Raw genomic sequence first — 17,609 nt, 5'->3', positions numbered from 1 at the left:
CTTTTTTTTCTCACCGAGGACGGCGTCTTCGGCGCGTGCAGGGACCCTGGTCGGAGCCGGTTGGCTCAGCGTCGGGTCTTGGGGTCGAGGGCGTCGCGGACCGCGTCGCCCAGCAAGTTGAGTGAGAGCACCAGCGCGACGATGCCCAGCAGGGGCTGCCACAGGTACTGCGGGTACTCACGGAAGAACGTCAGGTTGGTCGCCTTGAGGATCGTCTGTCCCCACGAGACGCCGTCGGTGACGCCGATGCCGAGGAACGCGAGGCCGGCCTCGAGCGCGACGAACGTCGGGAGCATCAGCGAGATGCTGATGATGATCGGGGCCGCGAGGTTGGGCAGCAGCTCCTTGAAGAGGATGCGACGGGTGGGCATGCCCATCACCCGGGCCGCCTGCACGAACTCGCGCTCGCGGAGGGCGAGGACCTCACCGCGGATCAGGCGGGCGGTGCCCATCCAGCCGAAGATCGACAGCACCACGATCAGCGCCGTCTTCTGGATGGTGCCGTAGTTGTCCGAGAGGTTGAACCGGTCGTTGATGATCGGCGCGATCGTCAGCGCGGCGAGGAGGAACGGGATCGTGAGGAACATGTCGATGAAGAACGACAGCATCTTGTCGACCGCTCCCCCGAGGAACCCGGCGAGGAGTCCGACGATCACACCCACGACGCTGGCGAACAGCGTTGCAGTGGCCGCGATGAGCAGCGACACACGGCAGCCGTAGAGCCAGTAGGCGAGGTTGTCCTCACCCGTGCGCGGCGCGACACCCATGGGGTGCTCCATGGTGAACGGGCCGTTGGGCGGGCCCATCTCGGGCTTCGGGAGGCCCTGGTTGAGGCCGTCGACACGCTCGCTCGCGAGCGGGGTCTCGAGGCTCACGCCGAAGGCGGCGCTGATCGGACCCGCGAAGACGGCGCAGATGATGAAGAAGAGGACGACCACGGCGCAGACGACGGCGATCTTGTCCTTGGCGAGACGGCCCAGCGCGATCCGCATCGGGGACTTGCCGGCGATCTCCTTGGCCTGCTGGCTGTTGGGATCCTGGTGCTCCGGCTCGGTGCTCAACGAGCCCAGCGTCTCCGGTCCTGCGGTGTCTGCCGACATGCTCTCCCCATCTGGTTCGGGACTGTCCCGGCCCTGATCCGGGGATCACCCGGGGCCAGCGCCGAGACAGGACTGTATGTGACCCGCGCCGCACGGACGATCACTGACGCGTAACGATCCAGTTACGACGCATTAACCAGTTGACGTCCCCGGGACGGGCAAACCTTCGTCGGATCGTGGGCGCGACGGAACTTCCTTGACGCACCCACGCGTGCGACAAGACTGCTTACGACGCGGGCTCGTCGTCCTTCGTCGGAGTGGCGTCCACCCCGGCTTCCTTGCGCTGCTCGGGCGTGATCGGCGACGGCGCCGCGGTCAGCGGGTCGTACCCGCCGCCGGACTTGGGGAACGCGATGACGTCGCGGATCGAGTCGCTGCCCGCGAGCAGCGCGACGATCCGGTCCATCCCCACGGCGATGCCGCCGTGCGGGGGCGCGCCGAACTTGAAGGCGTCGAGGAGGAAGCCGAACTTCTCCTGCGCCTCGTCCTCGGCGAGGCCCATGACCGAGAAGACGCGCTTCTGCACGTCGCCGCGGTGGATACGGATGGACCCGCCACCGAGCTCGTTGCCGTTGCAGACGATGTCGTAGGCGTAGGCCAGCGCGCTGCCCGGATCGGTGTCGAAGGAGTCCATGAACTCCTCCTTCGGGCTGGTGAACGCGTGGTGCACGGCCGTCCAGGCGCCGGCCCCCACGGCGACGTCGCCACTGGCGACCGCCTCGGAGCTCGGCTCGAACAGCGGCGCGTCAACGACCCACGTGAAGGCGAAGGTCGAGTCGTCGAGCAGGTCGCCGCGGCGCCCGATCTCGAGGCGGGCGGCACCGAGCAGCGCGCGGCTGCTCTTGACCGGCCCGGCTGCGAAGAAGATGCAGTCCCCCGGCGCTGCGCCGACGTGGGCGACGAGGCCCGCGCGCTCGGCGTCCGACAGGTTCTTGGCGACCGGGCCACCCAGCTCGCCGTCCTCGGCCACGGTGACATAGGCCAGGCCCTTGGCCCCGCGCTGCTTGGCCCAGTCCTGCCAGGCGTCGAACTGACGGCGCGGCTGGCTGCCACCACCGGGCATGACGACGGCACCGACGTAGGCGGCGTTGTCGGGCGAGAACACCCGGAACGGGGTGTCCTTGAAGTAGTCGGTGCAGTCGACGAGCTCGAGGCCCATGCGCAGGTCGGGCTTGTCGGAGCCGAACCGCGCCATCGCGTCGGCGTACGTCATCCGCGGGATCGGTCGCTCGATCGTGTGGCCGGCCTGCGCCCACATCGCCTCGAGCACGTCCTCCATCAGCGTCAGCACGTCCTCCTGGTCGACGAAGCTCATCTCGATGTCGAGCTGGGTGAACTCCGGCTGCCGGTCGGCACGGAAGTCCTCGTCGCGGTAGCAGCGCGCGATCTGGTAGTAGCGCTCCATGCCGCCGACCATCAGCAGCTGCTTGAACAGCTGGGGGCTCTGCGGCAGGGCGTACCAGCTGCCGGGGGCCAGGCGGGCCGGCACCAGGAAGTCGCGGGCACCCTCGGGGGTCGACCGGGTGAGGGTCGGCGTCTCGACCTCGACGAAGTCGCGTGCGTCGAGCACGTCGCGTGCGGCCTTGTTGATCTTCGAGCGCAGCCGCAGCGCGGCAGCGGGACCCGAGCGGCGCAGGTCGAGGTAGCGGTGCTTGAGGCGGGCCTCCTCGCCGACCTCACCACCCTTGTGCCCGGACGCGTCGTCGATCGGGAACGGCAGCGGGTCGGAGGTGGACAGCACGACCAGGTCGGTGGCGACCACCTCGATCTCGCCGGTCGCGAGGTTGGGGTTCTGGTTGCCGTCCTTGCGGGCCACGACCTCGCCGGTCACCTTCAGGCAGAACTCGCTGCGGAGGCTGTGCGCGACCTCCTCGTCGCGGACGACCACCTGCACCACGCCGCTGGCCTCCCGGAGGTCGAGGAACGCCACGCCGCCGTGATCGCGTCGGCGCGCCACCCATCCGGCGAGCGTGACGGTCTGGCCGACGTGCTCGGCGCGCAGGGCGCCGGCGTCATGGGTGCGGATCACTGGTTCTCCTCAGATGTGCTGGCTGTGCTGATGATGGTGGGCCGGAGGTCCTGCTCCGGGGGGGTCCAGGTGGCGGGGTCGGCGTCGACCTGCTCGCCGGACCGGATGTCCTTGACCTGGTTCGTTCCGTCGGCCTGGACGAACCAGACGTAGGGGATGCCGCGCCGCTCGGCGAAGCGGATCTGCTTGCCGAACTTCGCGGGCGAGGGAGCGACCTCGCACGCGATGTCCCGCTGCCTGAGCGCCGCTGCAACCTCCGTGCTGGCGGCGCGGTCGTCCTCGGTGTTGAGCGCGACGAGCACGGCACTGGGCACCGGCCGGCTCCCGGACAGGACGCCGTCGGAGATCAGCGGGACCAGCGTGCGGGAGACGCCGAAGGAGACGCCGACGCCGGGATAGGTCGTACGCCCGTCGCTGGCGAGCGCGTCGTAGCGCCCTCCCCCACCGACCGACTTGAGCCGCTCGTAGCCGGCCATGAAGACCTCGACGACGGTGCCCGTGTAGTAGTCGAGGCCGCGCGCGATGCGCAGGTTGGCCTCGACGTCGACCCGGTCGCCCGCGACGGCGCGGCAGCCCTCGACGACGGCCGCGAGCTCCTCGAGGCCCTGGTCGAGCAGCTCGTCGGTGACGCCGAGTGCGCGGACCTGCTCGACGAACGCGCTGTCGGACACGCGGATCGTGGCCAGCTCGAGGCAGCGCTGCGCCTGCTCCGGTGTGGTGCCGACGCGTTCGACCAGCATCCGCGCGACCTCGTCGGCCGGGAGCTTGTCGAGCTTGTCGATGACGCGGATCGCGTCGGTGACGTCGTCGATGCCCAGGCCCCGGTAGAAGCCCTGGATGAGCTTGCGGTTGTTGAACTGGAACGACAGGCGCGGGATGGGGAGCCGGCTCAGCGCGTCGACCATCACCGACATCACCTCGACGTCGTGGTGGAACGGCAGCTCGTCGCGACCGACGATGTCGACGTCGGCCTGGGTGAACTGGCGGAAGCGACCCTCCTGCGGCCGCTCGCCGCGCCAGGCCGGCTGGACCTGGAACCGGCGGAAGGGGAACTCGAGGTGTCCTGCGTGCTCGAGGACGTAGCGCGCGAACGGCACGGTGAGGTCGAAGTGCATGCCGAGCTCGGCCTTCGCGTCCGGCTCCGCGGCGAGCCGCTGGAGGACGTAGATCTCCTTGTCGACCTCACCGCCCTTGGCGAGCCGGTCGATCGGCTCGACGACGCGGGTCTCGATGTTGGCGAAGCCGTGCAGCTCGAAGGTCCGCGACAGCGACGCGATGACCTCGCGCTCGACGGCACGCTGGGCGGGCAGCAGCTCGGGGAACCCGCTGAGGGGGGCGATCTTGCTCATCGGTCCATCACGCCTGTCGACAGGTCCTGGAGGTAGGGGTTGGTGGCGCGCTCGCGCCCGATGGAGGTCTGCTCACCGTGACCGGGCAGGACGACGACGTCGTCGGCGAGCGGCAGCACCTTGTCGGTGAGGCTGCGCAGCATCGTCGCGTGGTCGCCGCCGGGCAGGTCGGTGCGACCGATCGAGCCTGCGAAGAGCAGGTCGCCGGAGAACATCACCTCGGAGACGTCCTGCTGCGCGTACGGCGTACGGAAGGTCACCGAGCCCTCGGTGTGCCCGGGTGTGTGGTCGACGACGAACCTCAGGCCGGCCAGCTCGAGCTCGGCGAGGTCGGAGAGCTCGCGCACGTCGTCGGGCTCGGCCCACGTGTAGTCGCCGCCGAGCAGCATCTGGGTGGTCTCGGGGCTCATCCCGGCCATCGGGTCGCTCAGCAGGTGGCGGTCGGCGGGGTGGATCCAGGCGGTGGCGTCGTAGGTGCCGGCGACGGGAGCCACGCACCACATGTGGTCGACGTGACCGTGGGTGACCAGCACGCTGACCGGCTTGAGGTGGTGCTCGCGGACGACCTGGGCGACGCCCTCGGCCGAGTCCTTGCCGGGATCGATGACGACGCACTCGGCCCCGGGACCCGTGGCGACGACGTAGCAGTTGGTCCCCCAGGGTCCGGCGGGGAAGCCAGCGATGAACACAGGCGTCAGTCCTTGCTAGATGCTCGAAGTGGTCGACGGGGGCGGACGATCGTCCCATCCGCTCAGGTGGGAAGCCTACCGAGGGCCGTCGGGGCCATGACTACGATGGGCGACCATGAGCGCCGACAAGCAGTCACAGGACGACGCAGCCCCGTGGGGCCGCGTCGCTGATGACGGCACAGTCTTTGTCCGAACGGCAGACGGGGAGCGATCCGTCGGGTCCTACGAGGCCGGCACGCCGGAGGAGGCCCTGGAGTTCTTCACCAAGCGCTACGACGAGCTGGAGGGCAAGGTCCACCTGCTCGAGCAGCGCGTCGCATCGGGGCGCCTGGCGCCCGAGGAGGCGACCTCCTCGACGAAGGCACTGCGCGAGCAGGTCGTCGACGCCCACGCGGTGGGCGACCTCGTGGCGCTGGCGGCCAGGCTCGACGCGCTCGGCCCCGTGATCGCGGTCCAGCGCAGCGCCCGCAAGGAGGAGCGCGCGCAGAAGACCGCGGAGTCGAAGGCGGAGAAGGAGAAGCTCGTCGCCGAGGCCGAGAAGCTGGCCGAGGGCACCGACTGGCGCAACGGCGCCAACCGCCTGCGCGACCTGCTCACGACGTGGAAGGAGCTGCCGCGCCTCGACCGGGCCACCGACGACGCGCTGTGGCGCCGCTTCTCCACCGCGCGGACGACGTACACCCGGCACCGCAAGGCGCACTTCGCCGAGGAGCACGAGCGCCGCGACGGCGCGCGGGTCGTCAAGGAGCGGCTGGCCAAGGAGGCCGAGGCGCTCTCCACGTCGACCGAGTGGGGTCCGACCGCCGGCAAGTACCGCGACCTGATGCGCGAGTGGAAGGCCGCGGGGCCAGCTCCCCGCGAGGTCGACGACCAGCTCTGGCAGCGCTTCCGCGGCGCGCAGGACACGTTCTTCGGCGCCCGCGACGCCGCCAACGCGGCCCTCGACGAGGAGTTCGCGGCCAACGCCGTCGTCAAGGACGAGATCCTGGTCGAGGCCGAGAAGCTGGTGCCGGTGACGGACGTCGACGCCGCCAAGAAGGCCTTCCGCGACCTCGCCGACCGCTGGGACGCCGCCGGCAAGGTGCCGCGCGACCGGATGAAGGACCTCGAGGCCCGGATGCGGAAGGTCGAGCAGGCCATCCGCGCGGTCGAGGACGAGCAGTGGAGCCGCAGCGACCCGGAGAAGTCGGCGCGCGCGGACGACATGATCGGCAAGCTCGAGGCCGGCATCGCCGAGACCCGGGCCAAGCTCGACAAGGCCACGGCCGCGGGCGACGCGAAGCGCACCAAGGACCTCGAGTCCGAGCTCGCCAACAAGCAGGCCTTCCTCGACATGGCGAAGAAGGCCGCGGCCGACTTCAGCTGATCAGCTGGTGACGCGGTAGGCGTCGAACACCCCGGGCACGGCGCGGACGGCGCGGAGCACGCCGTCGAGGTGGGCAGCGTCGGCCATCTCGAAGGAGAACCGGCTCTTGGCGACGCGGTCGCGCGTCGTGGAGAGCGTCGCACTGAGGATGTTCACGTGCGCGTCGGAGAGCGCCATCGTGATGTCGGAGAGCAGGCGCGCGCGGTCGAGGGCCTCGACCTGGATGTTGACGAGGAAGGTCGACTGCGAGGTCGGCGCCCACTCGACGTCGAGGACCCGCTCGGGCTGGCCGAGGAGGCTGGAGGCGTTGGTGCAGTCCTTGCGGTGCACCGAGACTCCCCCGCCCTTGGTGACGAAGCCGAGGATCGGGTCGGGCGGCACCGGCGTGCAGCACTTGGCGAGCTTGACCCAGAGGTCGTCCACACCCGGGACGATGACGCCCGAGTCGGTGGGGCTGCGCTTGGCGCGCGAGCGGCCGGTGATCGTGACGGCCTCGGACATGTCCTCCGCCGCACCGTCGTCGCCGCCGTGGAGGTCGATCACGCGGCGGACGACGGCCTGGGCGCTGAGGTTGCCCTCGCCGACCGCGGCATAGAGCGCGGAGACGTCGGCGTGGTGGAAGTGCTCGGCCACCAGGGCCAGGACGTCGTGGGTCATCAGGCGGGTGAGGGGCAGGCCCTCCTTGCGCATCAGCTTGGCGATCTGGTCCTTGCCGCGCTCGATGGCCTCCTCGCGCCGCTCCTTGGTGAACCACTGGCGGATCTTGTTGCGGGCGCGCGGCGACTGGACGAAGTTGAGCCAGTCGCGGGACGGACCCGAGGTGGGCGATTTGGAGGTGAAGACCTCGACCACGTCGCCGTTGTCGAGGGTCGACTCCAGCGGCACCAGGCGGCCGTTGACCCGCGACCCGATCGTGTGGTGGCCCACCTCGGTGTGGACGGCGTACGCGAAGTCGACGGGCGTCGCGCCCATCGGCAGCGGGATGACGTCGCCGCGGGGGGTGAAGACGTAGACCTGCTGCTGGTTCATCTCGAAGCGCAGCGACTCCAGGAACTCGCCCGGGTCGTCGACCTCGCTCTGCCAGTCGAGCAGCTGGCGCAACCAGGTGAGGTCGTCCTTGTCCCCGAGGCGGTCGGTGTCGACGCCGGCCTTGCTGTTCTCCTTGTACTTCCAGTGCGCCGCGACGCCGTACTCCGCGCGACGGTGCTGGGAGAACGTCCGGATCTGCACCTCCACGGGCTTGCCCGCCGGACCGATCACCGTCGTGTGAAGCGACTGGTACATGTTGAACTTCGGCATCGCGACGTAGTCCTTGAACCGCCCCAGGACCGGGTTCCACCGCGAGTGGATCACCCCGAGCGCGCTGTAGCAGTCGCGGTCCTCGTCGACGAGGATGCGGATGCCGACCAGGTCGTAGATGTCGGAGAAGTCGCGGCCGCCGACGATCATCTTCTGGTAGATCGAGTAGTAGTGCTTCGGGCGGCCCGTCACCTTGCCGTTGATCTTCGCCGCCTTGAGGTCCTGCTCGATCTCGGTGACGACCTCGGACAGGAACGAGTCGCGCGACGGCGCCCGCTCGGCGACCATCCGCACGATCTCGTCATAGATCTTGGGGTGGAGGGTCGCGAAGGCGAGGTCCTCGAGCTCCCACTTGAGGGTGTTCATGCCGAGCCGGTGCGCCAGCGGGGCGTAGATGTCGAGGGTCTCGCGCGACGACCGCTCCTGCGAGGCCGCCGGCACGTAGCGCAGGGTGCGCATGTTGTGGAGCCGGTCGGCGAGCTTGATCACCAGCACCCGGATGTCGCGCGACATCGCGACGATCATCTTGCGGATGGTCTCGGCCTGCGCCGAGTCGCCGTACTGCACCTTGTCGAGCTTGGTCACGCCGTCGACCAGGACGGCGACCTCGTCACCGAAGTCGGCGCGGAGCGCCTCGAGGGTGTACGGCGTGTCCTCGACCGTGTCGTGGAGCAGCGCGGCGACCAGCGTCGGCTCGGTCATGCCGATGTCGGCGAGGATCGTGGTCACCGCGAGCGGGTGGGTGATGTAGGGGTCGCCGCTCTTGCGCATCTGGCCGGTGTGCCACTTGTCGGCCTCGGCGTAGGCGCGCTCGAGGAGGGCGAGATCGGCCTTCGGGTGGTTGGCCCGCACGGCGCGGAAGAGCGGCTCGAGGACCGGGTTGGACGACGGCGGCTTGGTGCCGACGCGGGCGAGGCGCGCACGCATGCCGCGCGCGGTCAGCGGGGCCCTGACCTCCTGCGCCGGTGCCTGCTCCTCAGCCATGCACAGAGTCTAGTGAGTGGCGCGAGGGGTCAGATGGTCAGCAGGGTGCTGACGGGCAGGTCGCCGGTCCGCGAGCGCGGGTCGAGGAAGCCCAGCTCCATCAGCACGGCCACGCCGGTGGCGGTGCCGCCGCACGCCTCGATGAGCTCCTGGGTGGCGGCGACGGTGCCGCCGGTGGCCAGGACGTCGTCGACCATGAGCACCCGGTCGCCGGCGTCGATCGCGTCGCGGTGCACCTCGAGGGTCGCCTCGCCGTACTCCAGTGCGTACGACACCGCGTGGGTCTCGCGCGGGAGCTTGCCCGCCTTGCGGATCGGGACGAAGCCGATGCCGAGCGCCAGGGCGACGGGCGCGGCGAGGATGAAGCCGCGGGCCTCCATGCCGACGACCTTGTCGACCACGACGTTGCCGTGGTCGTCGCGACCGGCCGCCGCGAGGGCGGTGATGATCGCGGAGAAGGCGTGGTGGTCGGCGAGGACCGGCGTGATGTCCTTGAACGTCACGCCCTCCTGCGGCCAGTCGGGGACGTCGACGGTGAGGCGCTCGAGCGCCTCCTGGGCCGTACGCCGGTCAGGCATCGGTGGCCGGTCCGTCGACCACGCCGTGGTCGGGCTCGACCACTCGCGCGATCGCCGCGCGGGCGATCTGGATCTCGGTGCCGGGGGCGATCTCGAGGCGGGCCGTGTCGTCGGTGACCGACCGGACGGTGCCGTAGATGCCCGAGGACATCATGACCTGCTGGCCGACCTCGATGCTGTTCTGCAGCGCGATCACCTCCTGCTGGCGGCGCCGCTGGGGGCGGACCACCATGAACCAGAACAGGGCCAGGATGGCGACCAGGGGAAGAAGTGCGGCGAGGTCGTTCACGGCGGGGCTCCTCGAGGGGGTCGGGTGCGTGAGCGCCCGGAGTCTACTTCTCCCTCAGGCGTCGTCGAACAGGGTGGAGTCGACCGTCGGGATCGGCGGTGGGGTGAGGCCGAGGTGATGCCAGGCGGCGGGCGTCGCGACGCGGCCCCGCGGCGTGCGGGCGAGCAGGCCGGTGCGGACCAGGAACGGCTCGGCGACCTCCTCGACGGTCTCGCGCTCCTCGCCGACGGCGACGGCGAGCGTCGAGATGCCGACCGGTCCCCCGCCGAAGCGGCGGCAGAGCACGTCCAGCACGCCTCGGTCGAGACGGTCGAGCCCGGACTCGTCGACCTCGAACAGCTCGAGCGCGGCCTGTGCCACCGGCAGCGTCAGGACGCCGTCGGCGCGCACCTGCGCGTAGTCGCGGACCCGGCGCAGCAGCCGGTTGGCGATGCGGGGGGTGCCGCGGGATCGGCCGGCGATCTCGCGGGAGCCCTCCGAAGTGAGGTGCACCCCGAGGAGGCCTGCGGAGCGGTGCACGATCTGGTCGAGCTCGTGGGGCTCGTAGAACTCGAGGTGGGCGGTGAAGCCGAAGCGGTCGCGCAGCGGTCCGGGCAGCAGGCCAGCGCGGGTCGTCGCGCCGACGAGGGTGAACGGCGGGATGTCGATCGGGATCGCCGTGGCGCCGGGGCCCTTGCCGATGACGACGTCGACCCGGAAGTCCTCCATCGCCATGTAGAGCAGCTCCTCGGCCGGCCGCGACATCCGGTGGATCTCGTCGACGAAGAGCACGTCGCCCTCGTTGAGCCCGGACAGGATCGCGGCGAGGTCGCCGGCGTGGGTGATCGCCGGACCGCTCGTCAGCCGCAGCGGAGTGCTCATCTCGCCGGCGATGATCATCGCGAGGGTGGTCTTGCCGAGCCCGGGCGGGCCGGAGAGCAGGACGTGGTCGGGCGCCCGGCCCCTGCGGCGGGCCGCCTCCAGGACGAGCCCGAGCTGGTCGCGTACGCGCACCTGCCCGACCACCTCGTCGAGGGTCTTCGGGCGCAGCGCTGCCTCCACCGCCCGCTCGTCGCCGTCGGCCTCGGCGTCGGTGAGGCGCTGGAGGTGGCTGAGCTCGGCCTGGCTCAGCTCGGTCTCCGTGTCGTCGTCCACGTCGTCCCAGTTCATCGGCCCCTACGCCTTGCTCAGGGTGCGCAGGGCTGCGCGCATGAGTGCAGCGACGTCGGGGATCTCGCCGGCGTCGGGGGCGACGGCGTCGACCGCCTTCTCCGACTCCTTGGCCGACCAGCCGAGGCCCACGAGCCCCTGCTGCACCTGGTCGCGCCAGGCCTCCTGCGGCTTCGCCCCGGTCGTGGCGTGGTGGCCGCCCGTGGGCGGGCCGATGCGGTCCTTGAGCTCGAGGATGATCCGCTGGGCGCCCTTCTGGCCGATGCCCGGGACGCGGGTGAGCGCCTTGACGTCCTCGGTCATGATCGCGCGGCGTACGTCGTCGGGGCTCATCACCGCGACGATCGCCTGGGCGACCTTGGGACCGACCCCGGAGGCGGTCTGGACGATCTCGAAGACCTGCTTCTCGTCCTCGTCGAGGAAGCCGAAGATCGTCAGGCTGTCCTCGCGCACGACCATGCTCGTGGGCAGGATGGCGGACCGCCCGACGCGCAGGGTGGCGAGGGTGCCGGGGGTGCACATCAGCTCGAGGCCGACACCACCGACCTCGAGCACGGCGCTGGTGAGCGTGACGGCGGCGACCTCGCCGCGGACGAAGGCGATCATCGGGTCCTCACTGGGGCCTTCCTCTGCTGTGCCTTCGCGCGGGCCACCGCTTCCTCGAGCCGGGTGTTGGCCGAGCCGCGCCAGACGTGGGTGATGGCCAGGGCGAGGGCGTCGGCGGCGTCGGCTGGCTTGGGCATCTCGGCGAGGCGCAGGATCCGAACCACCATTGCGCCGACCTGGGCCTTGTCGGCGCGGCCGTTGCCGGAGACGGCGGCCTTCACCTCGCTGGGGGTGTGCATCGCGATCGGCAGGCCGCGACGCGCGGCCACGACGAGCGCGATCCCGCTGGCCTGGGCGGTGCCCATGATGGTGCTGGAGTCGGAGCGGGCGAAGACGCGCTCGACGGCGACCGCGTCGGGCTGGTGCTCCTCGATCCAGGCGTCGAGGCCCTTCTCGATGCTCACCAGCCGCTGGGCGATCGGGAGGTCCGCGCTCGTGCGGATCACGCCCACGTCGACCATCGTCAGCGGGCGGCCGACGCTGCCGTCGACCACTCCGACGCCGCACCTCGTGAGGCCGGGGTCGATGCCGAGCACCCGCACTCCGCCACCCCTCTCCGCCTGGCCGTCCTGGCCGCCTCGCCGTCCGAACACATGTTCGTCCGGCAAACGCTAACCGGCCGCGGCCACCGGGCGGCGTACGACACGCGGGGGGCTCCCCCGGTGCCCGATCCCCGGCGCCCGCCTGCCCCGCTCCCGCGCGCCGCTGTAACGCCGGGTTAGTAGCTGTACCCACTTGGATTTATCCGGGTGGGTACAAGCAGTAACCCGGCGTTACAGCAGCGTTTGGGGTCACCGGCGGCGTTGCACGCGGTACGGCACGAGGTCATCGGTGTCGGTCCCGAAGCGGGAGCAGGTGTCGGCGAATTCCCGGGCAGCACGGGCGAGCGCGGCCCGGCGGCCGGCGAACAGGTCGACGTACGTCAGGCGCGAGCCGCCCAGCTTGAAGCCGGTGAGGAAGTCGTGGCGCTGCTTCTCCTCTGTGAGCACGGCTGCCGGTGCCATGCCGCTCGGGTTGTCCGGCGCGTACTTGAGGAGTCCGTCCGCCTCGAAGAAGTGTCGCTTGACGACCATGTCGGCGAAGGCCGTCGTGACGCCGTCAGACAGGCCGAACTGGAGCTCGGGACGGCCTATACCGAGCTCGAGGACGAAGTCGCGGACGAGGGACTCGAGATAGGTCTCCGCCAGCGGCTCGGCGTGCTCGATGCACCACCTCATGCAGCGGCTGTGCGGCCAGTCCTTCATGCGCGCGAGCCTCTCCCACAGCTCCTCGCGCGTAACGCCGTGGCGCATCGCAGCGTCGCAGGCGGCCAGCCCGTGGGCGCGCCCGTGCTCGCGCACCATGTCGAGCGCCGTCCGCGGACGGTCGAGGACGCGCAGGCCGTCGACTTCCTCCACGTCACCGGGGAGGTACGGCGCGAGGTGGTGCTTCACGCCGGCGCGGACGGCGTCGCCATGGACCTTGGTCCGGCTCAGGTGGACCAGGGCAGACCGTGGATCCGGGGCTCCCAGGCCGAGGACGATCGAGGACGAGTCGTGGCTGAAGGCGTACGACGTCGAGGTGAGGCTCAGCTGCGCTGCCCGCATCCGCAGCACGGGCCGCTCCCGGAACGGGTCCAGGCCCTCCCACGCGTCAGTGTCGACGTACACCCCGTGCCGAACGCGGAGGACCTTCCCGGCACGGACGAGGCCGCGGACGTCGTTACCGGTGAGGCCGGCGGTCCTCAACTGACGAGCGGTGATGAGTCCGTGCTGGGAGTTCATCAGCACGATGGTCGGCAGGTACATGTGGCCGAGCATCGAGATGTCCACCGACGCATGGACCGCTGTTGGGCCAGCACCTGTGGATTCGCGCGATACGCGGGCTGCTGTGGACGGCTGGTGGTTCGCCCGCCGCCGCTGTAACGCCGGGTTAGTAGCTGTACCGACCTGGATATGTCCGGATGGGTACAAGTACTAACCCGGCGTTACAGCGGGTGAGGTGCGCGGGCCGGGCGGGTGGCCCGTCAGGCGTCGGCGGCCTCGAGCTCGGCGAGGACGTCGGCGGGGACGTCGACGTTGGTGAAGACGTCCTGGACGTCGTCGAGGTCCTCGAGGGCGTCGACGAGGTGCATCACCTTGCCGGCGCCGGAGGCGTCGACGGGGATCTCCATGCTGGGCACGAACTCGACATCGGCGGAGTCGTAGTCGATGCCGGCGTCCTGGAGGGCCGTGCGGACGGCGACGACATCGGTGGCCTCGCTCTGCACCTGGAAGACGTCGTCGAGGTCGCTGACCTCCTCGGCGCCGGCGTCGAGGGTGGCCTCGAGGACGTCGTCCTCGGACACCTCACGGACCGAGCCGTCGTGCTCCTGCGACTTCGGCACGACGACGATCCCCTTGCGGGTGAACAGCCGCGAGACGGAGCCGGGGTCGGCCATGGTGCCGCCGTTGCGGGTCACCGCGGTGCGGACCTCCATCGCGGCACGGTTGGTGTTGTCGGTGAGGCACTCGACCAGGATCGCGACGCCCTGCGGGCCGTAGACCTCGTAGGAGATCGTCTTGTAGTCGACCCCGCCCGACTCGGCACCGGAGCCGCGCTTGAGCGCGGAGTCGATGTTCTTGTTGGGGACCGAGTTCTTCTTCGCCTTCTGGATGGCGTCGTAGAGCGTCGGGTTGCCGGCGGGGTCGCCGCCGCCCTGCTTCGCCGCGACCTCGATGTTCTTGATCAGCTTGGCGAAGAGCTTGCCGCGCTTGGCGTCGACCGCGGCCTTCTTGTGCTTGGTCGTTGCCCACTTGGAGTGGCCGGACATCGGTACCTCTGCTTCTCGTCGTCGTGGTGTACGTCGTCAGGCCGAGCGCACCAGGTCCACGAACATGCCGTGGACGCGGTCGTCGCTGCCGACCTCCGGGTGGAACGAGGTCGCCATCAGGGGGCCTTGACGGACCGCGACGATCCTACCCGCGGCAGGCCCGTCCTCGACCCGAGCCAGCACCTCGACGTCGCCGTCGACCGCCTCGACCCACGGCGCGCGGATGAAGACCGCGCGGACCGGGTCGGCCAGACCGTCGACGTGGATGTCCTCCTCGAAGGAGTCGACCTGGCGCCCGAAGGCGTTGCGCCGCACGGTGATGTGGAGGCCGCCGATGGTCTCCTGGCCCGCCGCTCCGTCCTCGATCCGGTCGGCCAGCATGATCATGCCGGCGCACGTGCCGAACGCCGGGAGGCCAGCTCGTACGGCGTCACGCAACGGCTCCAGCAGGTCGAAGATCGTGGCGAGCTTGGCCATCGTCGTGGACTCCCCGCCCGGGATCACGAGGCCGTCGCAGGCCGCGAGCTCGCCGGGACGGCGTACGGAGATCGGGTCGGCGCCCAGCGACCGCAGGGCCGCCAGGTGCTCGCGGACGTCGCCCTGCAGGGCCAGCACGCCGATGGTCGGGTTCACGGACGCCGATCCTAGGACGGCCGTAGGCTCGCCGATCATGAGGCTCCCCCGCTCCGCGGCCCTGCTCGTCGCCCTCCTCACGATCAGCCCTATCGCGGGTGCCGCGAGCGCCACACCTGCGCTGGACCGCGCCCGGACGGTCGACGGCTGGACGGTCGCGTCGCCGTCGAGCCTGGGCCTGCGCGCCACCGCGATCAACCGCGGCGCGGCGGAGGCCAGGCGGCTCGGCTCCACGTGCTTCGCGGTCGTGCGCAACGGCAAGGTGGCCGGCGAGTGGAACTGGAAGCAGCAGCGCGACACCCCGCGCGAGGTCTTCTCGATCACCAAGTCGGTCACCAGCACGCTGGTCGGCATCGCGATCCGCGACGGCGACCTGCGCCTCGACGACCGGGTCTCGCGCTACGTCCCGCAGTGGCGCGGCACGCCGTCGGAGTCGGTGACGGTGCGCAACCTGATCTCCAACGACAGCGGTCGCTTCTGGTCGCTGCAGAGCGACTACGGCGACCTGCTCCGCGCGAGGAGCCGCACGACGTACGCCATCGGGCTGAGCCAGCAGCACGCCCCCGGCAGCGCGTGGGCCTACAACAACGCGGCCATCCAGGTGCTCGAGGCGGTGCTCGAGAAGGCGACCGGGATGCGCGTGGCGAGGTTCGCCCGCGAGCGGCTCTTCGAGCCCCTCGGCATGACGCACACGTCCTTCATCACCGACCGCTCCGACGACGCGGCGGTGTTCTACGGCCTGCAGACCACCTGCCTCGACCTCGCGCGGTTCGGCCACCTCTACCTGGGCCGCGGCACGGTCGAGGGCCGCCGGATCCTCGCCCCGAGCTTCGTGGAGCGCGCCGTCGGCCGGTCGTCGACGGTGCACAACGCGGCCTACGGCTACCTCTGGTGGCTCAACCGGCCCGGCCTGCTCCGAGGCGCGACCGACGCGGTCGACGCGCAGGGCCAGCCGGTGGAGCAGGTCACCGGCCAGCTGGCGCCGGAGGCCCCGGTGGAGGTGTTCGCCGCCCTCGGCTTCGGCGGCCAGGTCCTGCTGGTGGACCCGACGACGCGCACGATGGTGGTGCGCATCGGCGCACCCGCACAGGTGGGCGCGGAGTCGTACGGCTTCGGGAAGGCCGCTGCCGTGCTCGCCGCCGCCGTGCGCTGAGGACTACCAGCCGCGCTCGGACAGGCGGTGCGGCTGCGGGATCTCGTCGACGTTGATGCCGACCATCGCCTCGCCCAGGCCGCGCGAGACCTTGGCGACCACGTCGGGGTCGTCGAAGAACGTCGTCGCCTTGACGATCGCCTCGGCGCGCTCGGCCGGGTTGCCGGACTTGAAGATGCCCGAGCCGACGAAGACGCCCTCGGCGCCGAGCTGCATCATCATCGCGGCGTCGGCCGGGGTGGCGATGCCGCCGGCGGTGAAGAGGACGACCGGGAGCTTGCCCGCGGCCGCGACCTCCTTGACCAGCTCGTAGGGGGCCTGGAGCTCCTTGGCCGCGACGTAGAGCTCGTCCTCGGCCATGCCGTGCAGGCGGCGCAGCTCGCCGCCGATGGTGCGCATGTGCATGACGGCGTTGGAGACGTCGCCGGTGCCGGCCTCGCCCTTGGAGCGGATCATCGCCGCACCCTCGGTGATGCGGCGCAGCGCCTCGCCCAGGTTGGTCGCACCGCACACGAACGGCACGGTGAACTGCCACTTGTCGATGTGGTTGGCGTAGTCGGCCGGGGTCAGCACCTCGGACTCGTCGATGTAGTCGACGCCGAGCGACTGGAGCACCTGCGCCTCGGCGAAGTGGCCGATGCGGGCCTTGGCCATCACCGGGATCGAGACGGCCTCGATGATCGAGTCGATCATGTCGGGGTCGCTCATCCGCGAGACGCCGCCCTGGGCGCGGATGTCGGCCGGGACGCGCTCGAGGGCCATCACCGCGACGGCGCCGGCGTCCTCGGCGATCTTCGCCTGCTCGGCGGTGACGACGTCCATGATGACGCCGCCCTTGAGCATCTCGGCCATGCCGCGCTTGACGCGGCTGGTGCCGTGCTCGATGGGGGTCTCGACGGACGAAGGGGTGTGCTCAGCCATGCCCCGATCGTAGTGCTGGCTCATCCGAAAGGATGCATCGGGATCAGGGCTGCGAGGCCGCCCGCTCGAGGGCCTGGCGGCGGACCACCCAGATGCGCTGCGCGACGGTCACGGTGGCCGCGACCGCCAGCGCCCAGAGGGCGATGTGGAGCAGCCACCAGAGGTCGAGGACGTCGGCGAAGAACGCCGGCACGAGCATCCCGACGAGCCGGTCGGGACGCTCCGCGATGCCGACCTTGGCGTCATAGCCGAGGACGTCGGCCTTCGCGCGGGCGTACGACGTCACCGCGCCCATGACCAGGATGACGAGGCACAGCGCAAGGTAGAGGCGGCTCTCCTGGTGCCACGCGAAGAACAGGGCCAGACCTCCGAAGAGCGCCCCGTCGGCCACCCGGTCGAGCGTCGAGTCGAGGAACGCGCCGAAGTCGTCCTTGCGGCCCATCTTGCGGGCCATCGCGCCGTCGACGAGGTCGCTGAAGACGAAGGCGGTGATGAAGAGGACGCCCTGCCAGACCCAGCCCTGGGCGAAGAAGAAGATCGCGCCGAAGCTCACCCCCAGCGTGCCCACCAGCGTCACCACGTCGGGGCTGATGCCGAGCCGGATGAAGAGGTTGATGAACGGGGCGAGCATGACGCCCTGCCAGAACTGCTTGAACCTGTCGAGCACGGGCGC

General features: G+C 70.6%; 17 protein-coding genes. 2 read left to right on the top strand and 15 right to left on the bottom strand.

The annotated features are described in order from the left end of the window. Window positions 1-65: 65 nt before the first annotated feature. The 4 genes from EUA06_RS02820 to EUA06_RS02805 all read right to left on the bottom strand — a co-directional run bounded on the left by EUA06_RS02820 (window position 66) and on the right by EUA06_RS02805 (window position 5,167). Complete coding sequence (locus EUA06_RS02820; protein ID WP_129473468.1) at window positions 66-1,100, bottom strand: ABC transporter permease; 1,035 nt, start codon at window positions 1,098-1,100, stop codon at window positions 66-68. Between the two features lie 226 nt (window positions 1,101-1,326). After that, window positions 1,327-3,129 (bottom strand): aspartate--tRNA ligase, encoded by a 1,803-nt coding sequence (aspS, locus tag EUA06_RS02815; protein ID WP_129473467.1) that lies wholly within the window; start codon window positions 3,127-3,129, stop codon window positions 1,327-1,329. Then, the gene (hisS, locus tag EUA06_RS02810; protein WP_129473466.1) at window positions 3,126-4,478 is read right to left on the bottom strand and encodes a histidine--tRNA ligase; all 1,353 of its coding nucleotides are present in this window, start codon (window positions 4,476-4,478) and stop codon (window positions 3,126-3,128) included. Before hisS ends, aspS begins: the two co-directional genes overlap by 4 nt. Next, the gene (locus EUA06_RS02805; protein ID WP_129473465.1) at window positions 4,475-5,167 is read right to left on the bottom strand and encodes an MBL fold metallo-hydrolase; all 693 of its coding nucleotides are present in this window, start codon (window positions 5,165-5,167) and stop codon (window positions 4,475-4,477) included. Before EUA06_RS02805 ends, hisS begins: the two co-directional genes overlap by 4 nt. Before the next feature lie 115 nt (window positions 5,168-5,282). On the opposite strand from EUA06_RS02805, the gene EUA06_RS02800 reads away from it, so the two are divergent. Next, window positions 5,283-6,533, top strand: a complete 1,251-nt coding sequence (locus EUA06_RS02800) for a DUF349 domain-containing protein (protein ID WP_129473464.1) — start codon at window positions 5,283-5,285, stop codon at window positions 6,531-6,533. Here the strand turns inward: EUA06_RS02800 and EUA06_RS02795 are convergent, their stop codons facing one another. From EUA06_RS02795 to pdxT, 9 genes are all read right to left on the bottom strand, one after another. Further along, window positions 6,534-8,816 carry a RelA/SpoT family protein gene (locus tag EUA06_RS02795; RefSeq protein WP_422879737.1) on the bottom strand — a complete coding sequence of 761 codons (2,283 nt, stop codon included), beginning with the start codon at window positions 8,814-8,816 and terminating at the stop codon, window positions 6,534-6,536. It lies immediately after the preceding gene. Between the two features lie 29 nt (window positions 8,817-8,845). After that, window positions 8,846-9,394, bottom strand: coding sequence for an adenine phosphoribosyltransferase (locus EUA06_RS02790; RefSeq protein ID WP_129473463.1), 549 nt, complete (start codon window positions 9,392-9,394; stop codon window positions 8,846-8,848). After that, window positions 9,387-9,683 (bottom strand): preprotein translocase subunit YajC, encoded by a 297-nt coding sequence (yajC, locus tag EUA06_RS02785; RefSeq protein ID WP_129473462.1) that lies wholly within the window; start codon window positions 9,681-9,683, stop codon window positions 9,387-9,389. The genes EUA06_RS02790 and yajC overlap by 8 nt, the downstream gene beginning before the upstream one ends. Before the next feature lie 54 nt (window positions 9,684-9,737). Next, window positions 9,738-10,832, bottom strand: a complete 1,095-nt coding sequence (ruvB, locus tag EUA06_RS02780) for a Holliday junction branch migration DNA helicase RuvB (RefSeq protein WP_129473461.1) — start codon at window positions 10,830-10,832, stop codon at window positions 9,738-9,740. Window positions 10,833-10,838: 6 nt separating this feature from the next. Continuing rightward, complete coding sequence (ruvA, locus tag EUA06_RS02775) at window positions 10,839-11,438, bottom strand: Holliday junction branch migration protein RuvA (protein WP_129473460.1); 600 nt, start codon at window positions 11,436-11,438, stop codon at window positions 10,839-10,841. Continuing rightward, a complete protein-coding gene (gene ruvC, locus EUA06_RS02770) occupies window positions 11,435-11,980 on the bottom strand; it encodes a crossover junction endodeoxyribonuclease RuvC (RefSeq protein ID WP_129473748.1) in 546 nt (181 codons plus the stop codon). The genes ruvA and ruvC overlap by 4 nt, the downstream gene beginning before the upstream one ends. A gap of 249 nt (window positions 11,981-12,229) precedes the next feature. Further along, on the bottom strand, window positions 12,230-13,249 hold the full coding sequence (locus EUA06_RS02765) for a type IV toxin-antitoxin system AbiEi family antitoxin domain-containing protein (RefSeq protein WP_129473459.1): 1,020 nt from the start codon (window positions 13,247-13,249) through the stop codon (window positions 12,230-12,232). Window positions 13,250-13,443: 194 nt separating this feature from the next. Next, entirely contained in the window at window positions 13,444-14,229 is a 786-nt protein-coding gene (locus tag EUA06_RS02760) for a YebC/PmpR family DNA-binding transcriptional regulator (RefSeq protein WP_129473458.1), read from the bottom strand. 36 nt (window positions 14,230-14,265) lie between these two features. Further along, on the bottom strand, window positions 14,266-14,901 hold the full coding sequence (pdxT, locus tag EUA06_RS02755) for a pyridoxal 5'-phosphate synthase glutaminase subunit PdxT (RefSeq protein ID WP_129473457.1): 636 nt from the start codon (window positions 14,899-14,901) through the stop codon (window positions 14,266-14,268). Here pdxT and EUA06_RS02750 point away from each other — a divergent pair. Continuing rightward, the gene (locus EUA06_RS02750; protein WP_165354228.1) at window positions 14,900-16,015 is read left to right on the top strand and encodes a serine hydrolase domain-containing protein; all 1,116 of its coding nucleotides are present in this window, start codon (window positions 14,900-14,902) and stop codon (window positions 16,013-16,015) included. The genes pdxT and EUA06_RS02750 overlap by 2 nt on opposite strands. 3 nt (window positions 16,016-16,018) lie before the next feature. On the opposite strand, the gene pdxS is transcribed toward EUA06_RS02750, so the two are convergent. Then, the gene (gene pdxS, locus EUA06_RS02745) at window positions 16,019-16,936 is read right to left on the bottom strand and encodes a pyridoxal 5'-phosphate synthase lyase subunit PdxS (protein WP_129473455.1); all 918 of its coding nucleotides are present in this window, start codon (window positions 16,934-16,936) and stop codon (window positions 16,019-16,021) included. A 43-nt stretch (window positions 16,937-16,979) separates the two neighbouring features. After that, window positions 16,980-17,603, bottom strand: a complete 624-nt coding sequence (gene pgsA, locus EUA06_RS02740) for a phosphatidylinositol phosphate synthase (RefSeq protein WP_129473454.1) — start codon at window positions 17,601-17,603, stop codon at window positions 16,980-16,982. Window positions 17,604-17,609: the final 6 nt, after the last annotated feature.

Origin of the sequence: Nocardioides glacieisoli (assembly GCF_004137245.1) — a bacterium.
In the GTDB taxonomy this organism is placed as follows: Bacteria; Actinomycetota; Actinomycetes; order Propionibacteriales; family Nocardioidaceae; genus Nocardioides; species Nocardioides glacieisoli.
The sequence above is the reverse complement of the archived record's forward strand: the minus strand, read 5'-3'. Positions and strand labels throughout refer to the sequence as shown.

Bases quoted from the DNA above. Each gene is read 5' to 3' on its own strand.
- EUA06_RS02790 (WP_129473463.1), bottom strand. From the start codon at position 9,394: ATGCCTGACCGGCGTACGGCCCAGGAGGCGCTCGAGCGCCTCACCGTC.
- EUA06_RS02820 (WP_129473468.1), bottom strand. From the start codon at position 1,100: ATGTCGGCAGACACCGCAGGACCGGAGACGCTGGGCTCGTTGAGCACC.
- EUA06_RS02800 (WP_129473464.1), top strand. From the start codon at position 5,283: ATGAGCGCCGACAAGCAGTCACAGGACGACGCAGCCCCGTGGGGCCGC.
- pdxT (WP_129473457.1), bottom strand. From the start codon at position 14,901: ATGATCGGCGAGCCTACGGCCGTCCTAGGATCGGCGTCCGTGAACCCG.
- EUA06_RS02795 (WP_422879737.1), bottom strand. From the start codon at position 8,816: ATGGCTGAGGAGCAGGCACCGGCGCAGGAGGTCAGGGCCCCGCTGACC.
- EUA06_RS02760 (WP_129473458.1), bottom strand. From the start codon at position 14,229: ATGTCCGGCCACTCCAAGTGGGCAACGACCAAGCACAAGAAGGCCGCG.
- ruvB (WP_129473461.1), bottom strand. From the start codon at position 10,832: ATGAACTGGGACGACGTGGACGACGACACGGAGACCGAGCTGAGCCAG.
- hisS (WP_129473466.1), bottom strand. From the start codon at position 4,478: ATGAGCAAGATCGCCCCCCTCAGCGGGTTCCCCGAGCTGCTGCCCGCC.
- EUA06_RS02750 (WP_165354228.1), top strand. From the start codon at position 14,900: ATGAGGCTCCCCCGCTCCGCGGCCCTGCTCGTCGCCCTCCTCACGATC.
- ruvA (WP_129473460.1), bottom strand. From the start codon at position 11,438: ATGATCGCCTTCGTCCGCGGCGAGGTCGCCGCCGTCACGCTCACCAGC.
- pdxS (WP_129473455.1), bottom strand. From the start codon at position 16,936: ATGGCTGAGCACACCCCTTCGTCCGTCGAGACCCCCATCGAGCACGGC.